Origin of the sequence: Actinacidiphila sp. DG2A-62 (assembly GCF_035825295.1) — a bacterium.
Taxonomy (GTDB): Bacteria; Actinomycetota; Actinomycetes; order Streptomycetales; family Streptomycetaceae; genus Actinacidiphila.
On the sequence record NZ_JAYMGI010000002.1, the window covers coordinates 3,329,412 to 3,341,125 of the forward strand.

At 75.7% G+C, this 11,714-nt stretch carries 7 protein-coding genes and 1 pseudogene; 5 read left to right on the forward strand and 3 right to left on the reverse strand.

The window, feature by feature from the left end:
* Positions 1-116: 116 nt before the first annotated feature.
* A complete protein-coding gene (locus VSR01_RS14565; RefSeq protein WP_326449634.1) occupies positions 117-332 on the forward strand; it encodes a hypothetical protein in 216 nt (71 codons plus the stop codon).
* Between the two features lie 159 nt (positions 333-491).
* On the opposite strand, the pseudogene panD reads toward VSR01_RS14565, so the two are convergent.
* Positions 492-913, reverse strand: a pseudogene (panD, locus tag VSR01_RS14570) (aspartate 1-decarboxylase).
* Positions 914-1,111: 198 nt separating this feature from the next.
* Positions 1,112-3,676, reverse strand: coding sequence for an FUSC family protein (locus VSR01_RS14575; protein WP_326449635.1), 2,565 nt, complete (start codon positions 3,674-3,676; stop codon positions 1,112-1,114).
* Between the two features lie 192 nt (positions 3,677-3,868).
* Between VSR01_RS14575 and VSR01_RS14580 the strand changes: the two genes are divergently transcribed.
* The 3 genes from VSR01_RS14580 to VSR01_RS14590 all read left to right on the forward strand — a co-directional run bounded on the left by VSR01_RS14580 (position 3,869) and on the right by VSR01_RS14590 (position 7,624).
* Positions 3,869-4,303 (forward strand): MarR family winged helix-turn-helix transcriptional regulator, encoded by a 435-nt coding sequence (locus VSR01_RS14580; protein WP_326449636.1) that lies wholly within the window; start codon positions 3,869-3,871, stop codon positions 4,301-4,303.
* Between the two features lie 491 nt (positions 4,304-4,794).
* Positions 4,795-5,007 carry a heavy-metal-associated domain-containing protein gene (locus VSR01_RS14585; protein ID WP_326449637.1) on the forward strand — a complete coding sequence of 71 codons (213 nt, stop codon included), beginning with the start codon at positions 4,795-4,797 and terminating at the stop codon, positions 5,005-5,007.
* 121 nt (positions 5,008-5,128) lie between these two features.
* Entirely contained in the window at positions 5,129-7,624 is a 2,496-nt protein-coding gene (locus VSR01_RS14590) for a heavy metal translocating P-type ATPase (protein WP_326449638.1), read from the forward strand.
* Positions 7,625-7,940: 316 nt separating this feature from the next.
* On the opposite strand, the gene VSR01_RS14595 is transcribed toward VSR01_RS14590, so the two are convergent.
* On the reverse strand, positions 7,941-10,394 hold the full coding sequence (locus VSR01_RS14595; protein WP_326449639.1) for a D-alanyl-D-alanine carboxypeptidase: 2,454 nt from the start codon (positions 10,392-10,394) through the stop codon (positions 7,941-7,943).
* Between the two features lie 250 nt (positions 10,395-10,644).
* Here VSR01_RS14595 and VSR01_RS14600 point away from each other — a divergent pair, with 250 nt between their 5' ends.
* Positions 10,645-11,352 (forward strand): GOLPH3/VPS74 family protein, encoded by a 708-nt coding sequence (locus tag VSR01_RS14600; RefSeq protein WP_326449640.1) that lies wholly within the window; start codon positions 10,645-10,647, stop codon positions 11,350-11,352.
* Positions 11,353-11,714: the final 362 nt, after the last annotated feature.

Consider the following 11,714-nt stretch of genomic DNA (forward strand, 5'->3'; position numbering starts at 1 on the left):
CGCCGTTCGGACGCGAGTCGGGGCAGGCGGCGGGCGGTGCCCGGCGGTGGCGGAGCGGGCACGCGCCGTGCGAAACGGATTCGGGATTGTCAGTGCCGCCGTTTAGGGTGGTTCACATGTTTGGGGGAGAACTCGATCAGGCGAACGCCGCTCTGCGCGCATACGTGCAGGAGCACGGCGACCGGCAGTGGACGGCCGAGGAGCTGTCCGAGCTGGCACGGCTGCGTGCGCAGTGGACCGCTGCGGCACGTGGCGTCCGCGTGGAGATACGCCCTGTCACCGGGTCGGGTTCCGGCCCGGTGACGGGCGCGGCGGTGGTGCGGGCTGCCTGAAAGGGCGCATGACGTGAAGGCCGCGCCCTCGTCGGGCGCGGCCTTCGTCGTTCTCGCGGGCGGTGCGCTTCCGGACGGTGCGCTTCCGGGACGGCGTCTCCGCGTGGGTCGTCCCGGTGCCCCGTGGGTTCTGCCGACGCGGTCGTTCCGGCGCCTCGTTCAGGCGTGGGCGACGGCGTGCGGGGGCCGGACGGTGTCGGTGCCCGGGCCGGCTCTGCGGCGTCGTCACCGAGTGCGGTGATGCGGTTGGCGGCGTCGACGTGGACGACCGCCGGGCGCAGGCTGCGGGCCTCCGCGTCGTCGACCTGCGCGTAGCTGATCAGGATGACCAGGTCGCCGGGGTGGACGAGGTGGGCGGCGGCGCCGTTGATGCCGATGACGCCGGAGCCGCGCTCGCCTTCGATGACGTACGTCTCCAGGCGCGCGCCGTTGGTGATGTCCACGATGTGCACGAGTTCGCCCGGCAGCAGGTCGGCGGCGTCCATGAGGGCGGCGTCGACGGTCACGGAACCCACGTAGTGCAGATCCGCCTGGGTCACGGTGGCCCGGTGGATCTTGGACTTGAACATGGTGCGCAGCACGGTGCGGCCCTCCTGCTGATCACTTGGTCGCGTCCCGGTACGGGTACGCGCCGACGGCTCCCAGGGTAGGTCCACGCGCGCGGGGTGCGGCGGCGGGGGCGGCAGGAGTGCGGAAGATCTCAGCAGGTGCTCGTGCCGGGCCGGCGCGGGCAGCAGGGGCGGACGGCGGACGCGGCGGGGCGGACGGCGGGGTCCGGGTCAGCCGGTGGCGGGTTCGGGGGCGGGCGCGACCGGCGGTGGTGGTGCGGGAGAGGTGGTGACAGGTGCGGGCAGTTGGTCGTAGAGGCGGGCGAGGACGGCGTTGAGCCGGAGCAGGTGGGCGGGGCTTCCCGCGGGCAGCGGGCGGGGCGGCTCGGCGTCCGGCCGGCGGCCGAGCCTGCGGCGTACGTGGCCGAGGTTGCGGGCGGTCAGGCCGAGGTGGCGGCGGAGGGCGGCGAGTTCGGCGGGCGCCGCGGCGGCCAGTACGCGCGCTGCCTGGGCGCACGCCGCGAGCGCGTCGGCCCAGTCGGCGGCGTGCGCGGCGCGGGGAGGGTCCGCCGGAGGCCAGGCCCCCGGCGGAGGCGTTGTCACGGGCGGGCCCGGCGGGGGTACGTCGTCGGGCCGCCGGAAGGGGATGCGGAGGGAGGGTGTGCGGAGGACGGGAACGCGGCGGGACGCGAGGCGGGGGCGGCGGCTGCTGGCGGCGCGGCGCAGGAGGGGGTGGTGGAGCAGGGCGCGGTGGGCGCGGGCCGGGGCGGCGGCCGTGGCGAGGTCGCGGACCGCGTGGTCGAGGCGGCGGGTGCGGCCGCGCAGCTCGGCCGGGTCGGGCTGGTCGGCCCGCGCCGCGCCGAGCAGGTCCTGCAACGCGGCCAGGGCGCGGCCGGTCCGGGCGCGCAGCACGGTCTCGGTGCGCAGCGGCAGCACGAAGTACGCGGCGGCGATGCCGCAGGCCGAGCCGACGAGGATGCCTTCGGGCCGTTGGAGCAGCAGCGCGGAGCCGCTTTCGCCGTCGAGGCCGTAGAGCACGGCGAGCAGGCTGGTGACGCAGAACGCCCAGGTGGCGTAGGTGACGTCGCGCAGCCAGAGGCCGACCAGAAGGTACGACAGGATGATCGCGACGGCGGCGGTGTCGTGTCCGGCGACGGCGTGCGCCACCAGGGTGCCGGTGAGCGCGCCGACGAAGGCGCCGGCGATGCGCAGGCCACTGCGGTGCACCACGTCGCCGCAGCCTCGGGCGGCGCTGCACACCACGAACGCGGTGATCACCGGCCAGCTCCAGCGGTGCGGGAACAGCACGTGCCCGAGGGCGAACGCGGCGGCCATCGCGGCGGCGAGCTGCGCCGACAGGCGGGTCTGCGGTTGCAGGGCCGGGCCGCCGGGTGGGCGCCCGCGCGGGGCGGGCGGGGGCTCGGGGGCGGGGCGCTCCCGCGAGGGTGTCCGACGGACGGCCTCCGCGTGCTCGCGGACGGACGCGAGGGCGGTGGTCAGCGCGGCGGGGGTGGTTGCCGGGTCCGCGGCGAGGACTTCGGCTCTGAGGACGGCCTCGGCGAGGTCGCTGGCCGCTGTGGCGCTGGCCGCTGTGGCGTGGGAGGTTGCTCCGGTTGCGCCGGAGGTCGCGCGAAGGCTTCCGGCTGCGTCGGTTTCGCTCTGCCCGGTCGCCGGGGGCGTGGGGGGTTGCGGGGTTCGGGCTGCCCCGGGCTCGACGTGACCGGCTGCCGGATTCGCTGGGGGGTGCGGGGTCCGGGCTGCCCCGGGCTCGCCGTGACCGGCTGACGGGTTCGTTGGGGCTGGGCGCGCAGTTCCCCGCGCCCCTGCGGGGCGCTCGGGTGCCCCGGGCTGGCCGTGGCCGGCTGGCGGGTTCGTTGGGGCTGGGCGCGCAGTTCCCCGCGCCCCTGCGGGGCGCTCGGGTGCCCCGGGCTGGCCGTGGCCGGCTGGCGGGTTCGTTGGGGCTGGGTGCGCGTTTTTTCGCGTCCCTTTGGGGGGTTGGGCGTGGGGGGTTGGGGTGGCGGCGGTGAGGCGGGTGTCGAGGGTCAGGGCGATGTGGTGGAGGGCTCGCGGGGTCGGGTGATGGGTGGCGACGTGGAGGAAGTCGCGGGCGGCGGCTGCGGCCTCGCGGGTGGGGCGGGTGGGCAGCGCGGTCTGGACGGCCAGGACGGAAGCGACCGCGATCAGGCCCGCGACGCCGCCCCAGAGCGGGCCGGTGGCCTTGGCCGCGGTGGGCGGGATGGGCGTCACCAGGACCGCGATCAGGGGGGTGAGGGCGAGCCGGCCCAGGCGGCGGGTCCGGCCGCCGAAGCGCACCAGGTAGCGGGAGGCCCAGACCGCGGACACGAAGAGCGCCGCGCCGAGCCAGGTGTGGTGCAGCATGAAGCGCCCGATGAACGCGGCGGCGACGCCGATCACGGGGACGTAGACCAGTGCGGTGAGGCGATGGGCGAGGGTGGTGGCGTGCAGCGAGCGCGAGACGAGGACGGCGACGACGGTCGCGACGACCACCATGCCGCCGGGCAGATCGGCGTATCGGCACACCGCGTCGGTGACCAGCAGCGCCGTCAGCGCGGCGATGATCGTACGGACGGCGATGTGCAGGGTCACTCGTCCGGGGTCGAGCAGTCGCAGTCGGATCGTCGCACGCACCCACCGGCTGCTCGTCGTCCGCCGGCCACCCGTACGGTCACCGTCGCCCCCGGTCGTCGCGGTCGCCGTGTCGGCCACGGTCACGGTCGCGCCCTCCCCGTCCCTCGTCGCGTCATGGGCCGCGGCGCCGGCCGCGTCAGTGGTCACGACGCCTCTCGCGTCACCCGTCGCGTCACTCGTCACGGCACAGATGCGTGTCACACCGCGCGGTTCGCTTGTCGTATCGCGCGGTCACTCGTACGCCTTGCGTATGACTATCGGCTCAACGGTCGCACAGTCACCCTTGATGATGCGGTCAGCATCTCTCAGATAGTACGCCTTACTTAGGAAATGGCAGCCATGTTTCCTCCCCCACCCACCGACCCCGCGGCGACGATCCGACGAGCGGTCAATCGGCTCGGCCGCCGGATGCGTGCCGAGCGGCCGCCTGGCGGACTGCCCAGCGGGCGGCTGGGCACGCTCGCGCATCTGTACCGGGAGGGCCCCGGCTCGCCCGGGGCGATCGCGGCGGCGCTGCACGTGCAGCCGCAGTCGCTCACCCGCACGCTCGCCGCGCTGGAGCAGGACGGGCTGGTGACCCGGGTGCGGGACGCGGCGGACGGGCGGCAGCAGCGGGTGGAGCTGACGCAGAGCGGGTTCGAGGCGCTGAGCCGCGACGTCGACCACCGCGACGCGTGGCTGCGCGCACGCATGGAGGCGGAGCTGAACGAGACCGAGCGCGAGGTGCTGCGGCTGGCGGCCGGCCTGCTCGACCGGCTCGCCGCGGACGACTGACGCTGATCGCCGACCGCTGACGGCTGACCGCTGACGGCTGACGGCTGACGGCTGACGGCCCCGAGGGAGCCCACCCGGCGTCCCGTACGGCCGCCGCGCGCCAGCGTCGCCCGCTCCGCCGCGCGTCCCGGAAGCGGCGATCCCGCACCCCCGCCGACCGGCGCCCCGCCGTACCGCGCCCCCGCCGCACCGCGCCCCCGCCGCACCGCGTCCCCGCACAGCCCGCACGCCGCGGCCCGCACCCGGCGCGCTCCTCCGTGCCGGCCGACCGGCCCGCGCCGCCGCCGCGCGCGCTCTCACCCTCCGCTGCCGCGCCACCTGCGCCCGTGCCCCGCGCTCCCGCCCGCGGGGGCGTGACGCGGGACACCTCCACCCGGGCCGACCGGAATACCCCCTAGGGGTATAGGGTTGAAGGTGAGGGAAGGGGAAGCCGCCCCTTCGTGCAGCGTGGTCCGCGCAGGACAGGACCGACCGAGTCGAGGAGAGCCACCATGACCGAGGCCGTCTACTCCGTTGCCGGCATGAGCTGCGGCCACTGCGAGGCCGCCGTGAGCCGTGAGGTGACCGCGATCCCGGGGGTGACCTCGGTGACCGCCGTCGCGAAGAGCGGACTGGTGACCGTCGCCTCCGAGCAGCCGCTCGACGAGGCCGCGGTGCGCGCGGCCGTGGACGAGGCGGGCTACGAGCTGGTCGGCCCGGCCTGATCCGGGCCGCCGGGCCCGCCCCGCCTCGGCGCCGGCGCGCGACGCCGCGGGCAGGCACGCGGGACACGCCCGGGAACGGCAGCGGGAGGAACGGGACGGCACGCGAGCGAGTGGAGGGACGATGACGATACGCAGCGGACAGGACGCCGAACAGCGGGCGGACCGGGTCGAGTTGCTGATCGGCGGCATGACGTGCGCGTCGTGCGCGGCCCGGGTCGAGAAGAAGCTCAACCGCATGGAGGGCGTGACCGCGACCGTCAACTACGCGACGGAGAAGGCGCGGGTGTCCTTCGGCGAGGGCACGGCGGTGCGCGACCTCATCGCGACCGTCGAGGCCACCGGCTACACCGCCGCGCTGCCCGCACCCCCTCCCCCGCCCGCGCCGTCTCCCGCCGCGCACGCGACCGCCGGCACCACTCCCGGCGCGGCCGCGGCCGGTGCCGACACCGCGGCCGAACTCCTCTCGCTGCGCCGGCGATTGCTCACCGCCGTCGTGCTCGCCGTGCCGGTCGTCGCGATGTCGATGGTCCCGGCCCTGCAGTTCACCGACTGGCAGTGGCTGTCGCTGACGCTCGCCTCGCCCGTGGTGGCGTACGCGGCATGGCCGTTCCACCGCGCGGCGTGGAAGAACGCGCGGCACGGAGCGGCGACGATGGACACGCTGATCTCGGTGGGCACGCTCGCCGCCTACGGCTGGTCGGTGTGGGCGCTGTTCTTCGGGACCGCCGGCATGCCGGGGATGAAGCACCCGTTCTCCCTCGCAGTCTCGCGCGGGGACGCCGGCGGCGACATCTACCTGGAGGCGGCGGCGGGCGTCACCGCCTTCATCCTGGCCGGGCGGTACGCGGAGGCGCGCGCCAAGCGGCGGGCCGGGGCGGCGCTGCGGGCGCTCCTGGAACTGGGCGCCAAGGACGTCGCCGTGCTCGGCCCGGACGGGCGGGAAGTGCGGGTGCCGGTCGGGCAGTTGGCGGTCGGCGACCGGTTCGTCGTACGGCCCGGGGAGAAGATCGCCACCGACGGGGTGGTGCGCGAGGGCGGCTCCGCGGTCGACGCGTCGCTGCTGACCGGGGAGTCGGCGCCGGTGGAGGTCGGGCCCGGCTCGCAGGTCACCGGCGCGACGGTCAACGCGGGCGGCCGGATCGTGGTCGAGGCGCTGCGGGTCGGCGCCGACACCCAACTGGCCCGGATCGCCCGGCTGGTGGAGGACGCGCAGAACGGCAAGGCCGCGGCGCAGCGGCTCGCCGACCGTGTCTCGGCGGTGTTCGTGCCGGCGGTCATCGCGATCGCGCTGGGCACGCTCGGCGTCTGGCTGGCGCTGGGCCAAGGGGCGAGCGCGGCGTTCAGCGCGGCGGTCGCGGTGCTGATCATCGCCTGCCCGTGCGCGCTCGGGCTCGCGACGCCGACCGCGCTCATGGTCGGCACCGGCCGGGGCGCCCAACTCGGCATCCTCATCAAGGGGCCCGAGGTGCTGGAGTCCACGCGGGCGGTCGACACGGTCGTGCTGGACAAGACCGGCACGGTCACCACGGGCGTCATGTCCCTCACCGAGATCCTGCTCCCGGCCCACGCGACGGCAGGCGCGGCAGGCGCGGCAGCGCTCGACGCTCCTGCCGCAGCCCACGCCACAGCCCACGCCACAGGCCACGCCGCAGCCCCCGCCACAGCCCACGACGCCCGGGCGCTCCGGGCCGCCGAGGACGACGTCCTGCGGCTGGCCGGAGCGCTGGAGCACGCCTCCGAGCATCCGATCGCCCGCGCCGTCGCCGACGCCGCGGCGCAGCGCCTCGGCCTCTCCGGGACCGCCGGGAGCCCCGACGACCCCGGCAGTCCCGGCAGCCCCCGCGAACTCCCGCCGGTCGGCGCGGACTTCACCGCCGTCCCCGGGCTCGGCGTGCGCGGCACGGTCGACGGCCACGTGGTGCTCGCCGGCCGCGAACGGCTGCTGCGCGAGGCCGGGATGCCGCTGCCCGAGGACCTGGCCGAGGCGAAGGCGGCGGCCGAGGCGCGCGGCGGCACGGCCGTCGCGGTCGGCTGGGACGGCGCGGCCCGCGCGGTCCTGGTGGTCGCCGACGCGGTGAAGGACACCAGCGCCGAGGCCGTACGGCGGCTGCGCGCCCTGGGGTTGCGGCCGGTGCTGCTCACCGGCGACAACGCCGCGGTGGCCGCCGCCGTCGCCGACGAGGTCGGCATCGCGCCGCAGGACGTGCACGCCGAGGTGCTGCCGGAGGAGAAGGTCGCGGTGGTACGGGAGTTGCAGGCGCGCGGGCGGGTCGTGGCGATGGTCGGCGACGGGGTCAACGACGCGGCGGCGCTCGCAGCGGCCGACCTGGGCCTGGCGATGGGGGCCGGCGCGGACGCGGCCATCGAGGCGGGCGACCTCACGCTGGTGCGCGGCGACCTGCGGGACGCGGCGGACGCCATCCGGCTGGCCCGGCGCACGCTCGGCACGATCAAGGCGAACCTCTTCTGGGCGTTCGCCTACAACGTCGCCGCGATTCCGCTGGCCGCGGCGGGCCTGCTCGACCCGATGATCGCGGGCGCGGCGATGGCCTTCTCGTCCGTCTTCGTCGTCGCCAACAGCCTGCGGCTGCGCGGCTTCACACCGCTCGCGCGCTGACGGCCGGCTCCGGGGCGGACGGCCCGGCGCACCGGCCGCCCCTCGCTGACGGCCGGCGCCGGGGGACGGTCCGGCGCGCCGGCCGCCGCAGGCCCGCGGCCGCCCAACGGCCCGGCGCCGTACGGACGAAGCGCCCGCGGCCGGGACGACTCCCGGCTGCGGGCGCTTCGTTGTCCCACGGCGCTTCGTTGTCCCACGGCACTTCGTTGCCGACGACAGTGCGCACGGAACCCCGTGCGAGGCGTGCGCGCCGCCGCCCGGCGCGAGGGCGCCCACGCGGGGCGCCCCCAGGGAGGCGCCCCGCGGGCCGCCGGGCTCAGCCCAGCCGGGTGAGCTTGGTGCCGAACGACGGCTTGCTCAGGTCGGACTGGAGCACCACCGGCACCGAGGTGCGGGCCGGGCCCGAGCCGAAGCTGAGCGTGCCGACCTGGGTGCCGGCCTTGGCGCTGTGCGGCACTCCGGAGGCGACCGGGTCCAGCGACAGACCGGTGCGCATGCCCGGCCAGCCGATCGCGGTCAGATCCTTGGCGGCGACCACCGGGGTGCTGCCGCCCAGTCCGTCGGAGACGTGCCCGACGACCTCGCCCTTCTTCACTATCGTCGCCGTGGTCAGGCCGTTCTGCACGGACTGCATCAGCGCGAGGCTGCGGTCCAGGGCGGTCTGCAGGCTGTCGTTGACGGTGGTGCCGCCGTGCTGCTGGAGGGTGACGCCGAGGATCAGCTGCTCCTTGCCGCCGATCCGTTTCTGCGCGGCCCACATCAGGGCGCCGCCGGCCGGGGTGCTCGACCCGGTCTTGACGCCGATGACGCCGGGGTGGACCAGGTCGTTGTTGTTGTTGAAGATGCGGCCGACGCCGGGCAGCGTGACGTTCGGCTGGGCCACGACCCAGCGGAACACGTCGTTGCGCATCACCTGGCGCTCCAGCTTGAGCAGGTCGACCGCGGTGCTCTTGGTCGTCGACTCGAAGCCGCTCGCACCGGTGTACGTGGTGTGCGTCATGCCGAGCCCGGCCGCGGTCCTCTGCATCTTGGCGACGAACGCCTCCTGCGTGCCGGCGTCCCAACGGGCCAGCAGACGGGCGATGTTGTTGCCGGACGGGATGAGCAACAGCTGCAGCATCTGCCGTTCGGTGAACTTCTGGCCCTCCTTGACCGGCGCGGTCGACTCGTCCTCGGAACCGGCCTCCTGCGCGGCCTGCTTGTCGACGGTGATCACCGGGCCGTTCTGCTTCCCGCTCAGCGGGTGGTCCCGCAGGATCACGTACGCGGTCATCACCTTGGTGACGCTCGCGATCGGCACGGGGGTCTGCGCGCCGTGCACGCCGAGCGAGCCGAGGCCCTCGACCTCGGCCGCGGTCTGGCCCTCGGCCGGCCACGGCATGCTCTGCGGCAGCGGCGCGCCCTGGAAGGTGTACGAGGTCGCGCCGGTCGACTCCAGAGCCGCCGTCGGCAGCGGGCGCAGCGCCTGCACCAGCACGAAGACGATCGCGAGCAGGACGACCAGCGGCGTCCAGATCTTGAACCTGCGGATCGTGCTGCGCAGGAAGGTCTGCGGCGGGGGCGGGGTGTTGGTCAGCTCGGCGAGGAGCTTCAGCGGCTCCTTGTCGGGCAGGGGCGGCGCGGGCATGCTGCGGGTGCCGCTGGGGCCGACCGCCTCGTCCTCCTCGGCGTCCGCGCCGGCGCTCGCGGCGGCGGCACCGGTTGCGCCGGCGGCGGGCTTCGCCGCGCTCCGCGGCGGCAGCGGCTCGGGGGCGCCCGCGGGCTTCGACGGGGCCTGCGCGGGCTCGGGCGGCGTGCCGGGACGCGCGGGAGCGCCCGCGGCGCCGGAGGCCGTCTGAGGGCCCTTCACGGCCCGCGTGGGGGTCCCTGGCGTCCCGTACGTCACGCGCGGCTCGGGGAGGTCCGAGACGAGGGGGCGCAGCACGGAGGTGCGCGCCGGCGGCTCCCCGCCGGCGGCGGCCCTCCCCGACTCCCCCGGCTCCTCCGGCTTCCCCGACTCCCCCGGCTTCTCCGCTACGTCCGGCGTCTCCTGCCTCTCCGGCTCGGAGGGCTTCACGGACGCCGCGTCCGAGGTCGCCGCGTCCTCCGCTTCCCGCCCCGGACCGGCGTCCGAGGTCGCCGTACCGTCCTGGCCGTCGGCCGTACGAGTGCCCGTCTCGGCCGTACGGGTGGCGGCGTCACGCGCGTCCGAGCCGTCCGCCCCGGACCCCTCGGCGTCCTCCTCGGCATCCTGGAGGTTGCCGGGAGCCCCTTCCGTCACCGCTGCCGGGGCGTCCGCGCGGCCCTCCGCGGGCTCCGGGTCCGCGGTGTCCGCCGCGGGCTCCGGCGCCTCCTCGGGCGCTTCCTCCTGGTCACGATTCGGTTCCGTTTTCCCGCCGCCGGAGGAGTTCGCGGGCGGCTTCGGCCCGTTCCCGGGCGTAGCGACATCGGTCTCGGCGTCCACCGCGCCTACATCATTCGGCGTAGACACCTCGGAGGACTCACCGCGCCCGTCGGCCGGACCCGGGCGGTCGGCGGGGCCGTCGGGGACGTCTGCGGGGTCCTCGACCAGCGGTTCCGCCGCCGAGGCGGCCACCGGCAGGGGGTCGGAGACACCGCGGACCGTGACGGCCTGCTCCCTGCGCACATCGGACGTCAGGCGCACCTCTGTCGCCTCACGCGTCACAGAAGCCGATCCGAACACCACCAGCCTCGGGTCCGGGGCCACACGGTCGACCACCTCCCCCGACGTCTCGTGCTGCTTCTCCCTGCCGGGGGAATCGCCCGCCACGCAGACCTCCTCCACACATCGTCAACGGTCGTGCACTCATGGTGAGGGGCAAGGCCGGATGGCGCCTCTACCCGTCCTGACGGACACTGGCAAGTGTCCCGCGACAGGCGCGCAGCCCGTCTGCGACACCCCACCCACCCCGTAGACGAGAACGACATACCACCCGGTTCCCGCCGATATGGAAAAGGCGCTCTCGACAGGCCGGTGTGAGAGGCGTCACCCTGTCATTCATCCACGCGGGGAGGCATGGATGGGCAAGAGCCGCAGAACAATTCCGGAAGAGCTGTTGCTGCTCGCCCTGGACCCGACCACCGGGACCACGGCGCAACCGCAGTCGCTCGACCTCGGCCTCGCCGGGGCGCAGCTCGTCGAGCTGGCCCTGGCCGGACGGATAGCCCCTGACGGGGATCGTATCGCCGTGGTGCACCCACGGCCGACTGGAGATCCGACACTGGACTCCGCGCTCGAACTGCTGCGCCGCCGCGGCAGCCCGGTGCGCGCCGTCCACTGGATCGGCGGGCCCCGGCTGGGGCTGCGCCAGACGTATCTCGCGCACCTGGAGCGGTGCGGCATGGTGCACGCCGTGCCGGGACAGATGTGCGGGGTGCTGCCGACGACTCGGTATCAGGCGACCGACAGCGCGGTCAGCCGGGAGATTCGGGCCCGGCTGGACAGCGCGATCCGCACCGGCGTGCCGCCGGACCCGCGGACCGCCGCGCTCGCCGCGCTCGCCCACGCCGTGGGACTCGGCAAGCACCTCTACCCGGGCAACGAGGGCCGGTCCTCGCGATCGCGCCTGCGCGACCTGATCAGGTACGACCCGATGGGCGGCCTCGTGGCGCACGCCGTGATGGACGTGCAGAACGGGGTGGCCGCGCAGCCCAAGCGCCCACCGGCCCAGGCGCAGCGTTCCGCTCCGGCGGCCCACGGGACGATGGCCCGCGCCGGCGCGCGCTGAGCACGGGCGGCGGCGCCGCACAGGAGCAGTTCCAGCAGCACCGGCACCACCGGCAGTACCGGCACTACCCGGCACCACCGGCAGTACCCGAACCGACGTACCGACCTGCCGAGCAGCAGTCGAGCAGACCGTTCCGGGAGCCGCCGCGACGCGCGGGGCGGCGGTGTGCGAGGCCTTCTCGCCCACCGGCACCCCGCGCGTCGCGCTGTCCGGTCGTGGCCCACGCGGTCCGGTCCGACGGTCCGGTCCAAAGGTCTGGTCCGCACGGCCCGGTCCGCACGGCCCGCTCGTGGCCCACGCGGTCCGGTCCGGGCGCCGCGGGCCCCGCGCCGGGCGCTTCCGGGCGCCGAACCGGGCGTCCC